Annotated in this window: 15 protein-coding genes; 9 read left to right on the top strand and 6 right to left on the bottom strand. The window is 49.2% G+C overall.

Annotated elements, in window-relative coordinates:
* From GX419_11440 to GX419_11450, 3 genes are all read right to left on the bottom strand, one after another.
* A partial coding sequence (locus GX419_11440; GenBank protein ID NLI25306.1) for a hypothetical protein occupies positions 1-196 on the bottom strand: 196 nt, incomplete at its 3' end.
* Between the two features lie 119 nt (positions 197-315).
* On the bottom strand, positions 316-1464 hold the full coding sequence (locus GX419_11445; GenBank protein ID NLI25307.1) for a DUF1624 domain-containing protein: 1149 nt from the start codon (positions 1462-1464) through the stop codon (positions 316-318).
* Positions 1465-1560: 96 nt separating this feature from the next.
* Positions 1561-2727, bottom strand: coding sequence for a glycosyltransferase family 4 protein (locus tag GX419_11450; GenBank protein ID NLI25308.1), 1167 nt, complete (start codon positions 2725-2727; stop codon positions 1561-1563).
* 348 nt (positions 2728-3075) lie between these two features.
* On the opposite strand from GX419_11450, the gene asnB reads away from it, so the two are divergent.
* The 6 genes from asnB to GX419_11480 are packed head-to-tail and all read left to right on the top strand — an operon-like array spanning position 3076 to position 11477.
* The gene (asnB, locus tag GX419_11455) at positions 3076-4956 is read left to right on the top strand and encodes an asparagine synthase (glutamine-hydrolyzing) (GenBank protein ID NLI25309.1); all 1881 of its coding nucleotides are present in this window, start codon (positions 3076-3078) and stop codon (positions 4954-4956) included.
* Between the two features lie 11 nt (positions 4957-4967).
* Positions 4968-6701, top strand: coding sequence for a nucleotide sugar dehydrogenase (locus tag GX419_11460; protein NLI25310.1), 1734 nt, complete (start codon positions 4968-4970; stop codon positions 6699-6701).
* Positions 6698-7996 carry an NAD(P)/FAD-dependent oxidoreductase gene (locus tag GX419_11465; GenBank protein ID NLI25311.1) on the top strand — a complete coding sequence of 433 codons (1299 nt, stop codon included), beginning with the start codon at positions 6698-6700 and terminating at the stop codon, positions 7994-7996. Before GX419_11460 ends, GX419_11465 begins: the two co-directional genes overlap by 4 nt.
* Positions 7997-8020: 24 nt before the next feature.
* A complete protein-coding gene (locus tag GX419_11470) occupies positions 8021-8986 on the top strand; it encodes a polysaccharide deacetylase family protein (protein ID NLI25312.1) in 966 nt (321 codons plus the stop codon).
* Between the two features lie 10 nt (positions 8987-8996).
* A complete protein-coding gene (locus tag GX419_11475) occupies positions 8997-9905 on the top strand; it encodes a decaprenyl-phosphate phosphoribosyltransferase (protein ID NLI25313.1) in 909 nt (302 codons plus the stop codon).
* 36 nt (positions 9906-9941) lie between these two features.
* Entirely contained in the window at positions 9942-11477 is a 1536-nt protein-coding gene (locus tag GX419_11480; protein NLI25314.1) for a hypothetical protein, read from the top strand.
* Between the two features lie 29 nt (positions 11478-11506).
* On the opposite strand, the gene GX419_11485 is transcribed toward GX419_11480, so the two are convergent.
* Positions 11507-12097, bottom strand: a complete 591-nt coding sequence (locus GX419_11485) for an HAD-IB family hydrolase (protein NLI25315.1) — start codon at positions 12095-12097, stop codon at positions 11507-11509.
* A 243-nt stretch (positions 12098-12340) separates the two neighbouring features.
* Between GX419_11485 and GX419_11490 the strand changes: the two genes are divergently transcribed.
* Positions 12341-14872 (top strand): acyltransferase, encoded by a 2532-nt coding sequence (locus GX419_11490; protein NLI25316.1) that lies wholly within the window; start codon positions 12341-12343, stop codon positions 14870-14872.
* A 17-nt stretch (positions 14873-14889) separates the two neighbouring features.
* Entirely contained in the window at positions 14890-15951 is a 1062-nt protein-coding gene (locus GX419_11495) for a glycosyltransferase family 2 protein (GenBank protein NLI25317.1), read from the top strand.
* A gap of 55 nt (positions 15952-16006) precedes the next feature.
* Here the strand turns inward: GX419_11495 and GX419_11500 are convergent, their stop codons facing one another.
* Complete coding sequence (locus GX419_11500) at positions 16007-17560, bottom strand: hypothetical protein (protein NLI25318.1); 1554 nt, start codon at positions 17558-17560, stop codon at positions 16007-16009.
* Complete coding sequence (locus GX419_11505; GenBank protein ID NLI25319.1) at positions 17553-18425, bottom strand: hypothetical protein; 873 nt, start codon at positions 18423-18425, stop codon at positions 17553-17555. The genes GX419_11500 and GX419_11505 overlap by 8 nt, the downstream gene beginning before the upstream one ends.
* 301 nt (positions 18426-18726) lie before the next feature.
* Here GX419_11505 and GX419_11510 point away from each other — a divergent pair, with 301 nt between their 5' ends.
* Entirely contained in the window at positions 18727-23379 is a 4653-nt protein-coding gene (locus GX419_11510) for a T9SS type A sorting domain-containing protein (protein ID NLI25320.1), read from the top strand.
* Positions 23380-23982: the final 603 nt, after the last annotated feature.

Here is a 23982-nt window from a genome sequence, read left to right on the forward strand (position 1 = left end):
GCATAAAGAAAATCGTATCACCCGGTTGGATCTGACTCATGGACTGGTTGAGCTTCTGCAGCGTCTTCCAGGCTTTCTGGGGGGTGGACCCATCGGCAAGGTCATTTCCGTTCTTTGAATCAAGATAAAAGGAACGTGCCCTGAGAATGCCCCAGGTAGCCAGCATCAGAAAAAAAATTGATACAACTTTTTTCATATCCTTGTTTTAAGATGGGAACCTTAACTCTATGGACCCGGGTAAGATTTGTTCAGAACATTGAATACCATATATATACAAATGAAAAAATGGATAAATGTTTCTGTTTCCCGTCGTTTTTATGTTCCCTTCCTGACGGGAATGATTTCTTTCCACACGCCGGGATGCAATACCGTAAGAAAACGGTTAAATCCCCTTGTATCCCAGAACCAAGTAAGCAGGATGACCGGAATCACTTCGATGCCAAAAAGAACCGGCCAGAAAGGTGACCAACAGGGCCGAATAAGAACATTCAGGCTGATCATAAAGAAATACTGAATAACAAAAACAAACAGAGAGTTTCGGCCAATCAGCTTCAGAAGTTCCATTATGTTCGGAAGAAAATTCCTGCGGATCATCAGGGCAAGAACATACAGCATAAACAAACCGGTGCCTCCGTAAAACAACAGGTAAGACAGGCCGGGAGGATTTTTCTGACCATGGAAAAGCAAAGCGCCGAGGTAACCAATGTCAACCTCCCACCCCCGGATTCTCAGAATGGCCTTTATTCCCTGCAGCACCAAAAATATTCCGATGAAGAGCATCGATAAACGCAGCAACATCCTCTCAATTTTCAACAAGGCATTTTCACGGTAATACACGCTGATTCTTTCTCCGATAGCAGTACCGGCAAAAAACAGGGCAAACCATGGCAGGAAAGGAAACACATCAAACCAATGGTGCTTTAGATTCCCGGTTACAGGTTCCATCCAGAAGGACACATGCCAGTTATTGATTGAAAGCTCCAGCACAATGATCCAGCTGATAATGAAGATTCCGGCACTTATTGCCAGGCGCATAGCAGGCCGTATTTTCGGCAGAAGATAGCTTCCGGCTATCATGCTGAGTCCAATCGTATCGGTAATAAACAACATCCGGTAATTGTGGCCATAATAATGAAGGTATGGCAACATGATGATAAATATCAGGATGTGCGCCACCAGCAGGAGGAACAACCCCCTGTCAATGTATTTTTCCCGTATCCGTTGATAACCTCCCGGATTGGACCGAAACAGATACCCCAGCATGGTACCGCTGATGAGCATGAACGAAGGGGAGGCAATCATTGTAATGTTATACATGGCTTCGAGCAGCCTTGTTTTCCCGTGATATCCCAAATAGAATTCAGAAAAATGGGAAAGAAAAACAAACAACATGGCAGCTCCCCGCCCTGCATCAATTACCTCTATCCTTTTCTTCTTTACCGGAACTCCTGCTTCAGCTGTCATATTCACCTGTCTATTATTTTTTCGTATTACTTTTCAGAGCATCTTGCTGTCTTTTTTGGAGAGCTAGCAAACGGCCCGGTTTTGCTTTTTTAATCATTACTGACCCGATGCAGATTTCCCTGTCACCTTCAGCAACAGGTTGTAGAGCAATTTGCCGTTCACATCCCACGAAAGCCGCTCACGGTAATGCCTGAAAGCATTCAGACTAAGCCTGCGGTAGTTATCCTGATTGTTCCAGAGGCCGGCAATAAAGTCGGCCATTTGTTCAGGGGGGGCATCCGGAGAAAACAACTGGCCGTTCCTGCCCGAATGCACTGCGGCAGAAACTCCTCCCGTATCATGCGTTATGCAAGGCAGTCCGAAAGCCGATGCTTCGGCAAATACCAGTCCAAAAGCTTCGGCATACGTGGGCATCAGAAAAAAATGAGACGTTCGGTACAGGTTGTACAAAACCTCCCTCTGTTCCGGAATCTGCTTGTTCAGAAAAGGATATCTTTTTACGATTCCATCAGCCAGATAGCCTTCCGGAACGTGACAGCCAGCCACAATCAGTTCTGCCGGTATTCCCCTGAGATTGAGCATTTTTGCAACTTCATATGCCTTGGCTCCCCCCTTGCGGTACCAGTCAACCCCGATAAACAAAAGGCGGATCTTGCTGAAATCTTTTTTTTCATTCCAGAGCTGAATATCTGCCTCCGTATGGGCATTTTCTATATTTCCCCCGAAAGGGATTACATGGACTTTCTCTTCCGGCACGCCATAGTACGAAATTGCCTTGTCAGCAGCCCAGTGTGATGAATATACCACGGCAGCAGACCGCCGGAAGGACTCTTCCTCGATAATATGCCCGGAGCGGATGCTGATTTCATGCACATTGGAAAAATCGCTGTAATAGTCAATTACATTGGCAAAACATGCATCCGTATAAAAAACCAACGGCAGATCGGTCTCAAGGAAAGCAACAGGCAGATTGGCAGGACAGAAAACCACATCGGCCTTTATTTTTTTCAGTCGGCGGGCCACCTGTCTGGCATAGCTTCTGGCCACCGAAAGGCTTCTGTCAATCAGATATTTTTTCCCCGTCAATGCCGGTATTAACCGTTCTTTCATCTTTTCAACCAGAAAACCCGGCATCTGCAAATCGTCAATATATTCTATTATAGCACCGTTTTTTTCCAGTGCTCTGGCAATATAATGGTTCAATCCGCTCCAGGACCTTACATCACGAGCACTGTAGCGGCTTACATAGGCAATCTTCATCATACAAACTTTACCTTACACAAACCATTCTGAAGAAATATTGTTGCATTCCGATCCGATTATTTTTACAAAATTCACCATTCCGCTCCAATTCCTGTCCTTTTTTATTTTCTTTTTACAGGACTATTCAGGCCGTTTATCACACGTTAATACCCATTGATAAAATTCCCGGCAATAAACAGGTTTTTGGGTCAACATTTTTGGTACTTTAAAACTTTCTAAGATGAACATTACCATTTCTCCCCTGTTAGTTGCAAGGTAATTACTTTCAGCCTTTCATCTGATGAAACGTTGTGAAGAAAGGCTTGCTAACCAGCAGGATAAGGATAAAGGTAACAGAACCTAACCTCTATGTGTGGATTTGTCGGGCTTATTAACAAAAATCATCATTCAGCCGAACCCGGCCTGCTCAGGGCAATGGCCGAAACCATACGTCACCGCGGCCCTGACGACGAAGGGCAATATGTGGATGGCCCGCTGGGTCTGTTCCACAAAAGGCTGTCCATCATCGACCTCGCAACGGGTCATCAGCCCATGGAAGATGACGGACTGGTCATCGTCTTTAACGGTGAAATCTACAATTACGTTGAACTGCGCAACGATCTGATCCGGCTTGGATACGTTTTTCATACTGCCTCCGATACGGAAGTCATACTCAAGCTCTACCGGCATTACGGTGCTGAAGGCATCCCTCTGCTGAACGGGATGTTTGCCTTTATTCTTTATGACAAAAATAAGCAGGAACTGTTGGTGGCAAGGGATCACTTCGGGATCAAACCCCTGTATGTTTTCGAGAATGAACACCTGCTGCTTTTTGCCTCCGAAATAAAAGCCCTGCTGGCGCATCCCGGGGTGAAGCCGGAGGTGAACTACCCCATGCTCAATGAGTACTTTGTGTTTCAGTTTGTGGTAGGAAATGATACCCTGTTCAAGGGAATCAAAAAATTCATGCCCGGCTGTTATACCCTCTATAACCTGCATGATTTCAGCCGTACAACAGTTCAGTACTGGGAACCGAATTTCAAGATCGACCTGTATCATACCGAAGAATACTTTGCCCATGAACTGGAAAGACTTCTGGAGGAAACCGTGAAATGGCAGCTGCGCAGTGATGTACCCCTGGGCACGTACCTGAGCGGGGGGCTCGATTCATCGCTGGTTACCATGCTGGCCGCCCGTTTGTCTGATCAGCCCATTGCTTCGTTCACGGGAGCGTTTGACGAAGGACCCTCCTTTGATGAATCGCGCTATGCCGCCATTGTTGCCGAAAAAGCCGGCGCGAAGCACCATGTTATATATATGAAACCGGAAGATTTTATCGATGCCATACCTACCCTCATCTATCACCTTGACGAACCGGTGGCCGGCCCGGGCCTTTTCCCGCAGTATATGGTATCCCGGCTGGCGGCACAAAATGTGAAGGTGGTCCTTGGAGGACAGGGCGGCGATGAAATCTTCAGCGGGTATGCCCGTTACGTAATTGCTTATCTGGAACAGGCCCTGAAAGGTGCCATATTCGAAACCAACGAAGAAAAAGAACATATCGTTTCCCTGCAGTCCATTCTGCCGAATCTTCCCTACATCAAAAGTTACCTGCCCATGCTGAAAAGATTCTGGAGCAAGGAAACCTTTGAACCTATGGACCGTCGCTACTTCCATCTCATTGACCGGTTTGACGGCAATTCCGGCATATTTACCGAAGACTATCTTCGGCAGTTTGATCGGGAAGCGATTTTTGCCAAGTTCCAGACCCTGTTCAACCATCCCGATACCCTTTCGTACATTAACAAAATGACCCATTTCGATATGTTCGGGAGTCTGCCGGGATTATTGCAGGTGGAAGACCGCGTGAGCATGGCGGTTTCGCTCGAATCGCGGGTTCCTTTGCTCGACCGCCGCATCGTTGATTTGGTTTCCGTTATGCCGGCCGGCCTTAAATTTAAAGGCGGCGAAATGAAATACATTTTGAAAAAGGTTATCCGCGACATCATCCCTCCGGAAATCTTTAACCGCAAAGACAAGATGGGCTTCCCGGTACCTTTGCATATCTGGGCGCGCGGACCAGTCGGCTCCTTTTTTAAAGATATATTACTATCGAAAAAAGCCCGTGAGAGGGGTATTTTTGATCCCGGCAAAGTCGAGGCCCTTATCCGCAATGAAGATGCCTTTGGAAGGGCACTCTGGGGGGCACTGAGTGTGGAATTATGGTTTAATACATTTATTGACAACTAATTACAAAAAACATGAAGCATCTGGATGGTACCGAATGGAAAGTAAAAAAAATCGGAGTGATCGGCCCCGGCATTGTGGGCATGCCCATGGCAGCCCTGCTGGCCCATGCACGGATCCGTATCGGCTCAAAAGAACCGGCCAAAGTAGTGGTAGTGCAGAGAAATTCCACCCACAGCGGATGGAAAGTAGCTGCCATTAATCAGGGACGTTCCGTTATCGGCGGCATTGAACCGGGCCTGGATGATATTGTCAGGGAATCAGTACAGGAAGGCCTCCTTTCGGCAAGCCACGATTACTCCGTTCTCACTGATGCCGATGTGGTGCTTGTGGCCATCCAGACTGACAAAAAAGGGCTTGAACCAGATTACGGCCCACTCTTTTCAGGGTTAACCGATCTGGCTGTTGCTCTTCAGAAAAAGCCTTCCGGAAAAATACCCCTCGTTGTTTTTGAATCCACCCTGGCCCCATCCACCATGGATACGCTGATCAAACCCTTCTTCGCCAGCTATGGCCTGCAGGAAGGAAAAGATATTCTTCTTGGCAACAGCCCCAACCGGGTTATGCCCGGAAGACTGGTAGAACGGATAGCGCAGGCCGACAAGCTGGTGGCAGGTCTTCATCCGCTGACTCCCCAGCTCATCCGGCATCTGTATTCCTTCATTGTTACCCGGGCCGAACTGCACACCACCAACAGCTACACGGCAGAAATTGTGAAAACTCTGGAAAATGCCTACCGGGATGTACGGATTGCCTTTTCGGCCGAGATCGTCAGGTATTGCGACGACAACGACATTGATTTTTATGCCCTTCGCGATGAGGTGAATAAAAAACTGGCCCGCCCCGACGAAAGTTCGTCCAACCCCACTGCTGTCCCTACCGGAGCGATGCTGATTCCTGCTCTCGGCGTGGGGGGCCATTGCCTGCCGAAAGACGGCATTCTGCTGTGGTGGAGAAAGCTGGAAAAAGACGGCCCATCCTCAGACAGTCTGATACTCAAGGCACGGGAGATCAATGACGAGGCTCCTGCCAAAACACTGGAACTGGCCGAAAAACATTTTGGCAGCCTGAACGGCAAATCAGTTGCCCTCCTGGGTGCCGCCTACCGGTTTAATTCCGAAGATACCCGCAACAGTCCCACCCTTGTGTTTGCCAGAGAACTTATCAGCAAACGCTGCCGGGTTGTTCTGCATGATCCGTTTGTTAAAAAAGACGATCAGAACATTCTGCGGTATGGTTTCAGCGACATTCTTACCCACAACCTTTCCGAAGCCCTCCGTGAAGCTGAGTACATTTTTGTATGTACAGCCCATTCGGTGTATGTAGACGGACTGAGTGAAATTCTTTCCTCTGCCCCGATGGCCCGGGGCTTGTTTGATGCCTGCAATGCCTATCCGCGAAAGAATCTGAGCCAGGAAACAGTGCGCATGGCCGGCATCGGCAAGGGCAGAAAAATACCTACCACGACGTTTGTCGATTTTGTTTACAAGGGCTTCCGGGCAATGGAAACGGGTGTGGCCAATGAAGTTGCTATGCTCTGCAATTTCTTCAACCAGGAATACCATTTGAACGAATTCAACCGGGTGCATTACGGTAGGGTGCGCGAACTGGCGGGAACCTGTACCACAGGCTGCGACCTGGCAGTTCCCGGACAGGTGAACCATTCCGTGGAATACGACGGCTTTATCCCACGGCTGGTGCAATGCGCCCTTCAACAGGCCCGGACAAATACTTTTTCGGCCTTATGAAAGCAGGAATTGTGGGCGGCGGCATGCTGGGCCTCTACCTGGCCCACCGTCTGCGCAAAGCAGGCTGGGATGTTACCGTGCTGGAAGAAGCACCTTCCACAGGCGGCCTGGCTTCTGCCTGGCAGATCGGACCCTATACCTGGGATAAATATTATCACGTCATCTCCCTTTCCGACACGGTCCTTCGTTCCTTCCTCAAGGAAATGAACCTTGCCGAACAAATCGTATGGAAAGAAACCCGGACAGGTTTTTATACCGACGGACGGCTCTATTCCATGTCCAACACCAAAGAGTTTCTTGCTTTTCCTCCCCTGAATCTTGCCGATAAGCTCAGGCTCGGAGGAACCATTTTTCTCGGCTCACTTATAAAAAGTCCGCGGCGCCTCGAAAAAATGCATGTCGCCGACTGGCTTACACGGTGGTCGGGAGAACGAACGTTTGAAAAAATCTGGCTTCCCCTGCTGAAAGCAAAGCTGGGCGACGCATGGCAGCGAACTTCCGCTGCTTTTATCTGGGCCACCATAAGAAGAATGTATGCCGCCCGGCGAAGCGGAGAAAAAAAGGAAATGTTCGGCTACGTGCGGGGAGGATATGCCACCATACTCCGAACAGTCACATCGTTCCTCAGCGATAACGGTACCGTTATCCGCACCGGCTTCGCGGTAGACAGAATCAAAAATAAGGCCAACAAAACAGAAATTACCGGGAAAAACGGTGAAACGCTCGAATTCGACCGGGTAATCCTTACTGTGCCTCCCCCGGTTATCCTCAGGATTTTTCCCGATGTTGATCCGGTTGAGAAAGATAAAATGACGGCTATCCCCTATATGGGAGTCATCTGTGTTTCTCTCCTTCTCAAAAAATCCCTTTCGCCTTTTTATGTTACCAACGTTACAGAAGAAGGCATACCCGTTACCGGAATCATTGAAATGACGGCCCTGATTGATCCAGAAGTATTCGGAGGCCATGCCCTCATTTACCTTCCGAAATACCTGGAGCCGGACAACCCTCTTTTTGACAGGGATGATGAGGAAATTATCCGTCTGTTCACCGGTGCGCTGAAAAAAGTGCATCCTTCCCTGTCAGACGAAGAAATTGCTGCAGTGAAGGTAGCCCGCAGCCGGTATGTTTTTGCCCTGCCGGTTCTTCATTATTCCCGCATCAAGCCGTCATTTGATACCGGAACCGAAGGTATCTATATGGTGAATTCGGCCCACATCACCAACAGCACGCTGAATGTAAACGAAACACTGAACCTGGCCAATGAATTTCTGGCCAAAATGTTTTCCTTGTAAAATCTGATTTACTGCTAATCTTCCATGAAAACACCAAAACCGCCAGCTGCTCTTTCCCTAGACCTTGACAACCAATGGAGCTACATGAAGATCCATGGGGATGCCGGATGGGACCGGTATCCGACCTATCTTCCTGTATTTCTGCCCTATGTTCTTGATTTACTGGATGAGCTCAACCTGAAAATTACCTTTTTTATTGTGGGGCAGGATGCTTCCATGGAAATCAACCGGCCCTGGCTTCGGATGATTACGGAGCGGGGACACGAAGTGGGAAACCATTCTTTCCGTCATGAATCCTGGATACAGGCTTATTCGCCCGCCGAGATGGAAGAGGAGCTGGCCTCAGCCGAGGATAGTATCAGGCAGGCTACAGGCCAGGTTCCCCGTGGTTTCCGTGGCCCGGGATTCAGTTGGAGCGTTGACCTGCTGAAACTCCTGAAAAAGAAGAATTATCTTTACGACGCCTCTACCCTTCCCACGTATATCGGCCCACTGGCGCGGCTTTACTATTTCTGGACATCCCGCCTCACCAAAGAAGAAAAAGAAGTGCGGAAATATCTTTTCGGAAAGTTTTCCGACGGGTTCCGGCCTCTGAAGCCCTACCGGATGGACCTTGGTGAGGAAGGGAACCTCCTCGAAATTCCCGTTACCACCATACCCGTTTTCAAAGTCCCTTTTCACCTGAGCTACCTTCTTTACCTCAGCGGCTATTCCATGGTACTTATGCGGATATACCTTCGCTTTGCCCTGTTCATGTGCCGGATTACACGCACTCCGGTCAGTTTTCTGCTTCATCCCCTTGATCTTATCAGCGGCGATGAGGTTCCCGAACTTTCCTTCTTCCCGGGCATGCAGGTGCCCAGCGAAAAGAAAAAGACCGTCTTTCGCCTGGTGATCCGTGAACTGGCCAGGCATTACACGCTGATGCCCATGAGTGCATTTGCAGAAGAAAGGATGAAAACCCAACTTCCCGTAAGGAAACCCCGTTAAGCCTTTTGCCATGATAAAAGCCATCATCCAGACATTGCGGCCTTACCAGTGGACAAAGAACTCCCTTGTTTTTGCCGCACTGATCTTTTCCCTTTCGTTTTTTCAGACCGACCTGCTGTTGAGGTCATTCGCCGCATTCCTGCTTTTCTGTGCGGCCAGCAGTGCGGTGTATATTATGAACGACCTGAAAGACCTGAAGGAAGACCGGCTGCATCCGTTGAAGAAGAACCGTCCGCTTCCGTCCGGTAAACTCTCGGCAGGGATAGCCATTGCCATCATGGTGCTGCTGGCCGCAACCGCCATAACCGGCTCTGTCGTTCTGCACCGGAAATTTGCCGTGGTACTGGGACTGTATTTTCTTCTCAACATAGGGTATTCGTTTGGTTTGAAAAAGATTGTCATCCTCGACGTTATGATGGTCTCGGCCGGATTTCTGCTCCGGGCATTGGCGGGAGCCGCTGTTATTGACGTGGAAGCCTCGCGCTGGCTTTTTTTATGTACCCTCATGCTGGCTCTTATGCTGACCACCGGCAAACGGTACCACGAAATCAGCTTCCTGCAGAAGGAGGCAGGCAATCATCGCAAAAGCCTGAGCAATTACAATCTGCCTTTGCTGGAAGCCATGCTGCTCATCAGCGGAGGAGCCTCTATCCTCACCTACAGTTTGTATACCATCTCTGCAGAAACCATCAACCACATCGGAACTCCCAATCTTATTTACTCTACCCTGTTTGTGGTTTTTGGCGTATTCCGGTATCTCTATCTTCTGTATGTCAAAGCGGAAGGAGGTGACCCTGCCCGGCTCGTAATTTCTGACATTCCCTTCATTATCAACGGAATCCTCTGGATATGTTCCATCCTGTTTATTATTTACTATCAAAACTCCTCTTTACGGGAACTCATTAACAAACTGCAGTAACCTATGAAAAACCTCCGTTTTTCGTTAAAATTTCCGATGAACAGTTTAAAGTCATCCCCCCTTCCGGCCACAAAATTTTACTTTTATCTGGGCGCCATCGTATTGTTCTTCGCCCTGATACGCCTTGCAGGTATTGCCATACCATCCCTGCAATGGACTGCATGGAAGGAAATTGACTATATCTCCATTTCAACCAATTACATTGAAAACCGATTCAAATTTCATGAACCTACTATTACCTGGCCAGCTGAGCCACCCCGTGTAACAGCCATGGAATTTCCTCTGGTGCCTTACCTTTCAGCTTTTCTTTACAGAGTATTTGGTTTTAATCCTATTACAGTGCGGTTCATCACCCTGCTGTCGTTTCTTCTGATCATCTGGTTCACAGGCCTGTTTGCCAGAAAAATCATGGGTCAGTATGGTGCTCTAATGGCTTCCACTTTTGCCGGTTTTATTCCTCTCAACAGCCCTTTTGGCAATTTTCAGTTTTCAGAACCCCTGTTGTTTGCTTCATCCCTTATGGCGTTGTACTTTTTTTACCGATATACCGAAGAGAATAATGTCCGTTTAGCCCTGCTGTCATTTGGCCTTTTGTCCTTAGCCCTTCTGTTGAAACCTACGGAACTCTACATTGCCCTGCCCATGGTCTGGCTCTGGTTCCGGAAACATCTTTTTCATTTCCGGCCATGGCTGAAACTTTCACTCTGGTTTCTTGCGGCATTCATTCTGCCGTTTATATGGTATGTGTATGCATGGCACCTGACAAAGACTTCCATTGATGTTTTCGGCGTTTTCGGAGGGCACGACAAGTTTCAGACCCTGACCATGCTTTCACAAAAGAGCTGGTATGCGGCCATGTTTCACAGTATATGGTCTTTATTCGGAGGGGCCGCGGGCTTCCTTCTTTTCCTGGCCGGAGCCCTTTATGCAATTCTGGACGCAAGAAAATACCATTTGCCAATTGTCTGGCTTATTGGGGTGGTTCTTTTCTTTGTCATTGTAGCCGAAGGAAATATTGATGCTCCCTACCGCCAGCTGGCCATAGTACCGGTTGCTGCCATGCTGATGACATCCGGACTTTTTGTGTTGTTCGTTTTGCTCACCAGGGTTCCTGGTGTTGGCAGACTCTTTGGAACACCTGTAGCGTCGGTTCTTGCAATTAGCCTGATCATCCTCGTTTCGGGCTACAAATATCTGGTAGTTAAAAAAGACGCGCCGTTTCACCCTGTTGAGTGGGAGGTAGCCCGGCACATTAAAGAGATTTCAGGCCCGGGCGACCACCTGATAACAGCCGGCACTTATACCATTCATAAAGGCGGTAACGACCTGAGTCCGGTATTGTATTACTATTCCGGCCTGCAGGGATGGACACTGCAGAAGAACGATTGGAATGAGGATAAAATCGGCGAGCTTAAAGCAAAAGGAGGAACCGTTTTTGCCGCCACTTATATGCTGCGTGAACCCGAAATGGAAAGGTTTGTCCTGCGCCTGGCCGAAAAATACAAAGTAATTTACTATGCCGAAGACCGGCAAAGCATGGTGCTTGACCTTCGAAACCCTTCCTCGCACTGATGCTTCAGGTTTTCGTATGCCCGAAGTTTTCAGGCAAAATTCCGGTAAAAATACTTGTCTGCCATTTTCCCCAATGCACTATCTCCCCGGCTATCGCCATAAACAATCAGTGCATCATAGTCTCCGGGCCGGGCTTTTTCAAGAAGCCTTCTCACTTTTTCCTCACCATAGCAATTCTTCCCATCCATGCGGCCGGTTATCTTTCCTTCTTTCACTTCCAGACTGCTGGCAATGCATTCTACTCCGTACCTTATACACCAGGGCATTACCCAATTTCCGGCTGAAGCTGTAACCACCAGCACCCTGTCACCGGCTTCTTTGTGTTGCTTTAGACATTTTATCGCATCGCTCCGCAGCATACCCTCCAGCTTCTCGTCAATAAATTGCTGACACAGTTTGCCAAACTCCTCAACCGTTGTTCCTCCGAAGAAGAATGTCAGGAATCGTTCTTTGGTGCGGTGGTTCGGATAAATGCCCAAAACATGCATCAACAGCCAGGGTGATAGTACCACCATTCCGGCCAGAAATCCTGGCAGGCCACAGCGATATTGTGCGAGCGCCAGCATGGTATCTTTCCGGGTAATGGTTCCGTCAAAATCAAAAACAACAAGATTGGGCATACGTACCAATGATCATTTTGATAAAGGTACAATTTTCCCTTTAACCCTGGGAATTTGAACTGAAAAATCCGGTCAGCCAATGGGAGTAACCTTTTTCTCTCGAAGATTCCCTCTTCATTTTGTCACCTTTGACCGTCTTCTCAATTGAAAAAACAGGATACTTGTCAAAAGAACCAATTTCTTTTTTTACCAGCCGAACAATTGAATTAACTTGCGGTTATTAATAGAAATGCCTTTCACCTGATGCAAGCTGACCAATCCCTGTCTTCCAAAGAACGTTTTGCCTGGCTGGATGCCGTGAAAGGCTTTGCCATTATCGGAATCCTGTTCAACCACCTGATAGAAGAATTTGCTCCGGGAGCATGGTTTACCAATCCATCCGAAAACTGGCCCGGTTTTGCTGAAAGGATGCATTCGTTTTTCCCTGCTCAGGAGAATCCGCTTTTCAGCGTAGTAAAAATCGCCGGCTGGCTCGGCGACAGCTTCCCGGGAGTTTTCCTCCTGCTCAGCGGACTGGGTCTCACTATGTCGGCCATTAAAAATCCCACACCGGGATTTTTCCCTTTGTCTTTTTACCGGAAAAGAATGCTCAGGATCTTTCCGTTATATATCCTTATCCATTTTATTATTGTCCTTTTCAGCGTGGCGGTTCCCCAGGCACATGTAGCTTTTACCGACTACAGGGTTCTGCTTAGCTTTGCTGGTCTACGGTTTACCGACCAGCTCTTTTTCTTCATCAACCCTTCCTGGTGGTTTATATGGACCCTCCTTCAGCTCTATCTGGTATTCCCATTTCTGCTGCTTTTACTGATGAAGTCAGGACCCAGGCTCTTCCTGGTTGGTACCCTTCTCCTCACTTTTGTCATCCGCCTCCTTGCTATCAACGGCATCTATGGAGGGGATTCTCTTTATTACTGGATGACCGGATTGTTTGCGGGAACGCGCCTTGCCGAATTTTCTGCCGGCATGGCCATGGCTTTTTTGCTGATCAACTCTGAGCGCTTCCGCACTTTCTGGGAGAATACCCGGCGGGTAACTTTTCTGAGCCTGATTGTTTACCTGGCAGGCCTGTTACTTTCCTTTACGCTTGCCGGAAGCATTGTTTCCAATCTCCTTGTTACCCTCGGCCTTACCGGCATAACAGTTGGCATCTGGAGGTCCATTTCAGGTAATGCTTTTTCCGGTTTACGAAAACTGGTTCTCGGTATCGGAAGCATTTCTTTTGCTCTGTTTCTTTTTCATCAGGCACCGCTTAAATGGACTGCCTTTTTCTCGTCCGGGATACAACATGCCATTCTGGCTCTTCTGGTAATTGGATTCTCCTTTCCGCTGGCGGCTATGTTTGACAAAATCATCAACCGGATAAACAAGCTGTCTTTTATACCCCGAAGACTGCATCTCATTGCATTCCTGCTGCTTGCAGTTGTCCTGTATGTTTCCCTGTCGCGTACCGGAAATCCTTTCCTTCTTCATGTGCTAAACGGCTTCATCTTTGCCGGAATCCTGACCACTCTGCTTTTTGCTGCCAAAATTCCTGTTTCTGATCCCTTTCTGCGTTCCGGCATGGTTTCTTTGTTTCTTCTGTTCACCGGACTCCTGCTGGCTCCTCATGCCTATCATAAGTACATTTTGCTTCTCTCTCTGTTATTCTTCATTATCTGTATGATAATCAGCCGTATAAAAGCATTCAGGGTTCATTACACCCTTACGGCATTCTTATTTTTCGCCATCCTGCTAACGGGAGCAGAGTTCCTGCTGAAACAATTGAAACCTCTGGAAGGTGCCGACTGGGGGGAATTACCGGTTCTTCAGATCGACGACAAATCGGTATATTCACTCAAGCCACACCGGCAAACCCGGCTTCGCTACAATGCATACGATTTCGTTATAAAGACCAATGCGCAGGGTCTTCCCGGGCCTCCGGTACCGATTCCTTTGCCCCCCGATGAAACCAGGGTGCTGGTCGTGGGCGACGCATTCAGCATGCCGGAAGGGATTCCCTATGAAAATTCATGGATTGCACTGGCTCAGAAAATTCTTGACTCCCTGCAGATGCACGTGCGTCTGATAAACGGAGCTGTAACAGGATATGGACCCCGGGAAATAAAAGGACGAATCGATTCGCTTGCTTCCATTTTCAAACCCACTCTGGTCCTTTACCAGTTTTTTGTGAACGATTATGAAGAAGCACACCTTCCTCCAATTGCAAGGCTTAAGGAAATCGGCCTTGTAAAGGCACCCGATGAATGGTTGCCGCGCTGGTTCATGAACCGGCAGATTTTTCTCCATGCCGACAATCTGATCCGTTCCATTAAGCAAAAAACGAACCGTTATGACTGGTATTTCTATTACAAATCGTTTCTGCACCTTTATCAGAAAAACAACAACTTTTTCTTTACGCCTGAAGCACTGCATGTAACCGATTCGCTGATAGCCTCCGTCGATTCGTTATGCAGGTCATATCAGAGCAGGCTTCTGCTCATGTATATTCCTTCGGCCATCGAAGTGAGAAACCCCGGCGAAATTAACTATCTGCCAGCCGGAATTTCGCCTGCCGATACCACAGCATTTGATACAGAACGGGGACGGAAGCATCTTGTTGCTCTGGCCGCTCAACAGGAAATCCCCCTTCTTGACCTGAGCGTTCCTTTGCACAGGGCCTCATCACCTCCTTACTTTCCGGCGTCATGGCATTGGAATCAGACGGGACATGAAACCGCCGCCATTACATTCGTGCAATTCCTCATGGAAAAATTACCTGTAACCAACAAATAATCAAAAACATATTGCTCATGAATCCTGATGAAAAACCTCTGGTCACTCTTGTTATCCCTGCCTACAACGAAGAAGCCATCCTCACCGAACATCTGAAGATAATCACAGAATATATGGCGACTCTGGAGAACCGTTATTCCTGGGAAATTGTGCTTGTCAATGACGGAAGCAGGGACAACACCGGTCCGCTGGCCGATGCATTTGCCACTGCTGAACCCAGGGTCAGGGTTGTTCACCATCCGGTAAACCTCAACCTGGGCAATGCACTCAAAACCGGATTCCGACATGCCCGCGGCAAATATATTGTAACCCTCGATCTGGACCTCAGTTATTCTCCCGACCATATCGAACGAATGCTCGACACCCTTGTTCAGACCAGGGCCGACATGGTGATTGCCTCTCCCTACATGAAAGGAGGCAAGGTATCCAATGTTCCCTGGATGCGCAAAGTTCTGTCGCGTATGGTTAACCGGTTGATGTATATTGCCGCTCAGGAGAAATTCCATACGTTTACCGGCATGGTCAGGGCCTATGACGCGCGATTTGTCAGGTCGCTCAACCTGAAAACAAAAGATTATGAAATCAATCCGGAGATTATGTACAAAGCCTTCATCCTCCGGGCCAGGATTATTGAAATACCGGCACACCTCAACTGGAGCCTTCAGAAAAAGGCAGGAAAGAAACGTACCTCAGGCATGCGGGTTCTGCGCGGCATCTTTTCGGGGTTCATGGCCAGCTTCATCTTCCGGCCGTATATTTTCTTTTTCTCGGTTGGCACTTTCTTTTTCCTGATATCGTTGTATATCATTGCCTGGCTTTTTATTAACGGCTATAGAATTTATCCTCTGGTGCAGGTTGATTCTGCTTATTTTGACGACCGGCTGTCGGCTACCATCGCCATGCTGTTTCAGACACGGCCCCATGCCTTTCTTATCGGGGGTTTTGTTTTATTGGTTGCTTTGCTGTTTCTGGGAATCGGATTTTTGTCGCTTCAGAACAAACGTTATTTCGAGGAGCAATTCCACATTGCTACTACTTTGCTGAAGCATCACCGGGGCCTTGAAGAGAATGGAGGATGAACAGGTGCGGATTGAACCCCAAAGGGGAGCCATGATGGTGATCATTATGCCACCATCAGAGCGGTTCTTCTTCACCGATACGGTACAAAATATAATCCCCTTCACCAAAAACCTTCTTCAGCCATGGGAAATCGAGCACCCTGTCGGTGACCACATAATGCACCCTGTAATCCCGGGCAATGTCCCGCAGAAAAGTAATATCCTCCTCAATCCTTTTCATGGCAAGATACCTTCTGTACCATTCAAAGGTATTTTTCCCGCCATAGGGGATGAACTTGCACGAAAAGAAAACATCGCGCCGGGTTTTCCTTGAAAAAGAAAATTCCGTTTTCTGAGGAAAATAGCTCATCAGATCTTCCGGATAATAGAACAGGAACACTTCCCCGGGTTGTGTGTATTCAATAACGTATTTCTCAAGCGACTCCATCTTTGACGGTTCCTTCCGGAAGGCCTTATACCCGTTCACTCCCGCAGTGTATACCACAACCGCCAGCACCATCCACCCGGCCATCCGCTGGAGCCTGACAATATTTTCCGCCGTACCGATGATTTCTTCCCGCAGGTAAACCGCGGCGAGAATCAGGCTGAAAAGTAAGGCCAGAGCAGCCTGCCGGTAAGGGAAAAAACGCATGAAAAATCCCTCCCGGTCGAAGTAACTTACCGGAATAAAAAGCACAACCAGCCCCATGATTATCAGATTCAACCGGTTAAGCTGACGAAACCGGCTTTCCTCCCTCTCCCGGAAGATCGTCAGACTTACCAGTCCTGCCGCCAGCATCAGCAATATGCCCGGCAGATAATCCCGGCCAAACCATTCCATACTGCGGAAAAGCGACAGATGAACGGCATTCCCGAAGTGGGTTATAATCCAGTTGTATTTCACCCCATCCTGTTCCGAAGGAACGCCGCGGAAGGACAGCAGAAGAATGATAATTACCGGCAGTACGGGAATTCCGTACCACAGGCTCCGACGGATCAGATCCCTGAAGGAAACTTTTTCGACGACCCACTGAATGAAAACGGCCAGAAAAAACCAGCCCGCCACCAGGAAGTGAAACCAGGTGGCAGCCGCCAGGGCAATCATCGCATGGATGTTCTTTCCTTTCAGCAGGAAATACAAGGAGAAGAACAACAGCACATACGCCAGGCTTTTGGGTTCGAATCCGCCGAAAATCCACTCATAGGCAAAGAACGTCTGAAAGGGAAAAAATCCGATCTGCAGCAACACCATGACCTCCAGGTTATCGAGCCGGAAGAGCCTGAAAATACGGGCCAGCGGCCAGGCCAGCAGGAACGAAACCACAATGCCTGCCAGCAGGGAGAACTGCTCAAAGCTGAGAAACTTCAAAGCAAAGCCGGTAATGTAGTAATAGAGAATTTTGGTCTCCGGAGGATCGGTAAACGAGAAGGAATCCTTAATCCATTGCGGATCGAGATATTGTTTTGCAAGGGCAAAATAGTGCTCTTCGTTAGGATGCAGGTGGGGGCTTACAAAATTGATGCACAGCAGGATGAAAAGAAACAGAACCGGAGGTACACGGTTCAGCAGATCAATCAACGATGCGACCCGGCTTCCGGTGGCGGACCAAGCCGAAGAATTTCTATTCATGGGTTCCTCTCCTGTAACGGTTCATAATTTCTCCTTCAGATTGTATAAGGTTTTCCATAACCTTCCGGTACAGTGCATCATCGGCTTTCACTCCAAAAGCGCTCTTTCCGTAAAATGATCCGCACAGGTTGGCGGCATACAGAGGTTCGGAGAACAAGGCCATATACCGGCGCATCAGGGTGCCTCTGCCGGAAGCGATATCTTTGAGCAATGCGGGACTGAAAAGGCCGATGTTTTCAATCAGCGGGAGGGGGAACATTTTATGCAGTGCCGTAAGGTACATGGTGCCGATAACAGCCACCGGAACGTCCTGGGCCAGGGGTTTCAGCTTATTCTTCAAGGAAAACAGCTGGTACCGGAAATCATTCGACCCGCGGAACCGCTCCACCCAGTGTTCCCTGTTCTTTACCAGCTGTTCGGCGCTGTAGATGTAGAAATCAAGAAAGGGATTTTCCCGGCGGTACACCATGGCCGCATTGCAAACCCTCACCCATACCGAAGGCACCAGATGAAGGGAATACGTAATCCACACTTCCTTTGTCAGCAGAAACGGCTGGCCGGTATCAATCCGGAAGCGCCCGGGACTGTATACAAAAAGATCAGCATCCATCCACACAGCCGCATCAAATCCTTCCGAAAGAAGCTGACGGGCAGCGTATAACCGGCCCAGATCCGACATGGGAAGTATCTTATGAGACACCTTCTCCCGGAACCATTCCGGTACAAGGTCGAACAGGGCATCGTCATAAAAACGGTATGCATAATTATTTGCCCGGGCCCAGTTTCTTACGCTTTCCATGCACCCGGAAATAAACTCCGGAACATTCTGCGTGCGGTATGACTGATATACGACAATTTTTTCCAAACCTTTCAGGTTAAATGATTTTGTGAATTTATCGAAATATAGGCATAAACGCAAATCGGGCGGTTTTTGTTTCTCCTGCCGCAGGCCGGTTACGTTTCCGGCCGGAAGAGGCTTTCCGGCTTCATTCCACGCCTCTGCAGGCAGTTACGCAGGATGGCCACCAGGCGGCGTTGTACACGAATTTTGAGCAATAAACAAATTTCGTTGACCAAAGTTCCGGTTTTTGTTACAATTTTGAGGGAGAAAGCAGGACAGCCTATTCAACTTTCTGAAATTTTGATTGTTATTAAGGAAAATTCCTATGCGAATCACCATCATCATCGCGCTTTCTGTTCTGCTTTTTCTCCTGCAGGGAAGCCGGACACAAGCCCAGCAAAAGCGCATCTACCTGGCAGCCGATGACCATACCGACTACCTCTGGTCGGCCACGGAAGAAGGATACCGGCAGGCCTTTCTGACCATGCTCGACTACTACATCAATCAGGCTGAAGCGACTTCTTCCGAAGCGCCTGAATTTCAGAGCCGATGGAACTGCGACGGTTCCCTGTGGCTGCGCGTTTACCGGCAGAACCGTTCTTCTTCCCAGTTCTCGAACCTCATCACCAAAATCCGTTCCGGGCACATTACCGCTCCCCTGAATCCCCTTGTTTTGCTCTTCGGATGCCAGAATGCCGAAATGGTGATCCGCGGGATGATGTATGCAGGCTCTCTGCAGAGGGAGTTCAACCTTGACTTTCCTATGGCGGTTTCGATGGAAAATCAGGGCCTGCCTTACGGGATTGCTTCCCTCTGGGCCGGTGCCGGCGCCCGGTACAGCTGGAAAGGAGTATGCGGATGTGCCACCAGCTATCCCGGCTTTGCCAATCGCCCGCGCGAAATCTATTACATGACCGGTCCTGACAACAGCAAAATCCTCATGAAGTGGTATTCGATGGACGGCGCCAATACCAGCCTGGGAGGCTATGCCGAAGCCCGCGACCCCCTCGACGCCCTGAACAAGGCTACAGCCAAATGCAATACCACCGCCTATCCGTTTGCTGTTGCCGGCGCATTCGGCAAAGGATGGGACGACGTGCAAACCCTGACCAATGAATTTGTTACCGTGGCAAAAAACAACAGCACCACAAGCCGTAAGGTGTTCGTTTCCAATATGATCGACTTCTTCCAGGATTTTGAAAATACCTACAGTAGTTCCACCCCATCGCTTGCCTGTTCCTACGGGAACGACTGGGATCTGAATATTGCCTCCCTGCAGGAGGTATCTGCCCGCATGAAGCGTTCCACTGAAAAACTCCGCACGGCTGAAGCACTGGCATCTGTCGCCGTGCTCTATGATCCTTCCTTCGGCAATGACCTGAAGGCGATACGGGAAGAAGCATGGCTTTCTGCCGGCCTTTACTGGGAGCATAACTGGGAAAATCCCCGTGTGGTGACCATGAGCGAGCGTGCCAACTGGGAACGCACGGTTCAAAACCGTTTTACCTCATACGTAGATACCCTCTATAACCGTTCGGCCGTCCGGTTTTCAGCCCTCCTGCCCTCGGTGCAGGGACAACAGATTGTTTGGGTGTTCAACCCTCTCTCCTGGGAACGTACCGAGCCGGCTGAAATCGTCTATACCGGAAGCCTCCCGGCCAAAGTTACCGAGCTGGAAAGCGGCAATGAAGTGCCCTCAGAATCCTTTTCGCGCGACGGGAAAACATGGATCCGCTTCCTGGCAGCCCGTGTCCCTTCCGCAGGCTATAAACTCTTCCGCGTTCAGCAGGGTACCCCCGCTGTTTTTTCCAACAACCCAACCCTGAATGCACAGACCCTCGAAAACGAATACGTACGGGTAACCGTTACCCGGCAGGGAGTCATCAAAAGCCTCTATGACAAAAAACTGCAACGCGAAATGATTGCGGCCGTCAGCAATAAATACGCCAACGACCTGGGTTCCGGCACCGGCGAATCGGGCACCATTTCCTCTTCCTTCCAGGGAAATGTGAGCGCCTCCATCACCGTCACCTCCTCTTCTCCCCTGCCGCACACCACCACCGTTACCATTTACAGGGGCATTCCCCGCGTGGATGTGGTTGACCAGATTACCCAGAATTTCAGCGACATCCGCACCTGGGCCTTTTCGTTCAACCTTTCCTCGCCCGAAATCCACCACGAGGAAGTTGGCGCCATCATGAAAGCCCGGCTGGTTAGCCAGGGCGGACAATATTCCGACAGTCATGCGCTGTACAACTGGTTTACGCTCAATCATTTTGCTTCTATCAGCCAGAGTACCGGCTTCGGGGTTACCCTGTCGAATGCTGATGCTTTCTTTTTCAAAGCGGGCAACAGTTCCGGCACCACCCTTGATGTGAACACCCCGCAGATCACCGTGCTGGCCGGCGGACAGGTAAACGGAACCGAGTACGGCATTCCTTCCCAGGGCGGAGAGAGCCTGTTTACCTACCGCTTTTCCCTGATTCCTTTTGCACAATATTCTGCCCTGGCTTCCATGAAACAGTCCCTCAACCATCAGAACCCTCTGGCCGCCGGCTATGTAACGGGCAGTGGGTCCCTTCCGGGTACCAGCCGCTCTTTTCTTGCCGTGAGCGATACCAATGTGGTACTCTGGGCCCTGAAGCCGGCCGATGACGGCCCCGAAAAAGGACTGATCGCCCGGTTCTGGAACCTGGACGGCACTTCGCACACACCGGCCATCAGCTTTTTTCAGCCTGTCACCTCAGCTTTTTCTGCTACCCACATCGAAACCGACCTACAATCCCTGTCCTTTTCGGGTACCTCGTTCAGCAACACCTTCAACCAATGGCAGATGAAAACCTTCAGGGTAACACTCCAGGCACCGACTGCCCCGGTAAACCACCCTCCTGCAATCAATAACCAGACCTTTTCTGTGGCCGAAAATTCGCCTTCGGGTACTTTAATCGGTAAAATAACGGCCTCCGATCCGGATGCCGGCCAGACCCTCAGCTGGAGCATCCTGTCAGGGAACACCTCCGGGGCTTTTACCCTCCAGCAGGACGGAAGCCTGCGGGTGAACAATGCCTCCATGATGGATTTCGAAACCTGGCCGCTGTTTACCCTGCGGGTGCTGGTGCGCGACAACGGATCCCCTTCCCTTACCGATACAGCCACGGTTACAGTTAACCTGCTGAATATGAACGAAGCTCCTGTGGCAGCGAATCGAACTTTCACCCTCGCCGAAAACCCTTCGGCCAATGCCCTGGCAGGAACCATCACGGCTGCCGACCCCGATGCAGGCCAGACGCTCAGCTTTTCCATCCTTTCGGGGAATACCGGCAATGCCTTTTCCCTCAACCCAATCTCAGGCCAGCTCAGGGTGAACAATCCGCAGGCGATTGATTATGAATCGGTACAGCAGTTCCGCCTGCAGGTGCAGGTTTCCGACAACGGTTCTCCGCCCCTCTCTGCCACGGCCCAGGTAACCGTCAATATTACCAATGTAAACGAAGCGCCGGTTGTTCAGTCTCTTACCTACTGGTTTCCTGCCGGCATCCCCGACGGATACTATGTCGGCAACATTTCAGCAACCGACCCTGACGGAACAAACGGTTTTACCTTTCAAATTCTCAGCGGCAACAGCCAGGGGTATTTTGGCCTTGATGCCTCCACAGGTGTTATTACCATTGTGAACAGCCTGGCCCTTCAGCAATCAGGCGATACGATTTTCCCCCTGTCCGTCAGGGTAACCGATAACGGCACTCCTCCCCTTTCGGGCGATGCCACAATAACCCTCCGGCTGAATACCTCCGTTGTTTTCAATCCACCCGTTATCAGCTACCAGGAGTTTTCCGTTCCTGAAAACAGTGCCGAAAATACTTTCATCGGAAAACTGACCGCAACGGATAATGTTTCCGGGCGCACGCTGATATTTCACATAGAGCAGGGCAATCTCATGAATGCGGTTAGCCTTGATTCCCTGAACGGAACGCTTGCCATAGCCAATCCTTCGATATTCAATTATGAGAAACGGCAGGAACTGCTCCTGCTTGTGCGTGTCTGTCCGCAGGCCGCCTGCTATGTGAACAGCGACACAGCCTGGGTTCGCATCCGGATAATCAATGCCAATGATGCTCCCGTGGTGCACGATACCCTGTTTGTAATTCCCGAAAACCTGCCTCTGAATGCAGTTGCCGGCATTCTTCCCGTGTACGATGAAGATGCAGGACAGAACCATACGTTTGCGTTTGTATCCGGAGACCTTTCCGGCGGATTCGGCATCCATAGCAACGGTTCGGTATATGTAACGCATCCGGAAGCTTTGAATTTCGAGCGCCGGAATATGTTTTCGGGAACGGTGCAGATTACCGACAACGGGACACCCCCTCTCTCAGCAACCGCTACCCTGAACATAGTACTGACCGATGTGAATGATCCTCCGGTGATTCTTCCGTTGCCGGTGCAGGTGGCCTGGGAAGGGAATCTTTTTGCCCCGTTCTGGCCGGAACCGTATGTGACGGATGAGGACAATTCGTTCGAAGAACTTACCCTGAAGGTTTCGGGAGGCACTTATATTACCGCATCACTTGCAGGCGATATGATTCAGCTTCAGTCAGGGAATCTGCAATGGCAGGGCACCGACAGTGTTCTGGTGACAGTAACCGATCCCGGAAACATTTCGGCCTCGGTCTGGCTCAGAGGAAAGGTGGTTGTCACCGGTTCCGATCATATAGACGGTGATATGCCCTCAATTTCTGTCTATCCCAATCCTTCCCACGGAAATATTACCTTTCTTGTTACGGGCATCAGTGAGGAGCAGTCCCTGCATCTCAGGCTGATGAATCAGACGGGGAAGGTTGTGATGGAGAAGGTATTGTACAGTGCCGGCGTCACAGACTCTTATCCGCTGAATATGACGGGGCTGGTGCCGGGGCTTTATCTGTCGGAGATTCTCTTCGGCGGACGCCTGGTGCGGATCAAGATCGTCATTATCTGATAGCTGTTATCGCTGTTCGCCGTTGGCCTTTAGCCGTTCGCTCAGGGCTTACTCTTTACGTTATTGTTTATACTACACTAAAAAATCTCAAATCACACCTCAAAATTCCCCGAAAATTTCCTATTTCCTATTTCCTATTTCCTGTATGAGATCACGCTATGAAAACCTGAACACATTAATGGGAAATGGGAAATCGGAAATCCTTTGAACCCCGAAACCCTGGAACGTTGAAACCCTGGAGCATTGGAACTTTAGAAACCATTCCTTAATCCCCTACGGGGAAAAAGATTTGGTTTACATCACCACATCTATTGTCCTTCATCCCCTACGGGGAAAGAGAGTAAAGCACAGAGCGTAAAGCGTAAAGAATATGGTGTTTATCAGTTTATTCTCCGCTTAACGTTTTACCCAATTGTTTACTCAAGACTGTAAAATCTCAAATCACAAATAAAAAATCACAACTCACAAATACCAAACCACAAACCCTGCGCGCAAAGCCCAAATCGAAATCAACAATCGATGAACGAAAGATTTGTGATTCGAGATTTCTGATTTCTGATTTCTGATTTTTTTGATCCTGAACGAAAACAAATTAAATCACAA

This window comes from Bacteroidales bacterium (assembly GCA_012517825.1).
In the GTDB taxonomy this organism is placed as follows: Bacteria; Bacteroidota; Bacteroidia; order Bacteroidales; family JAAYUG01; genus JAAYUG01.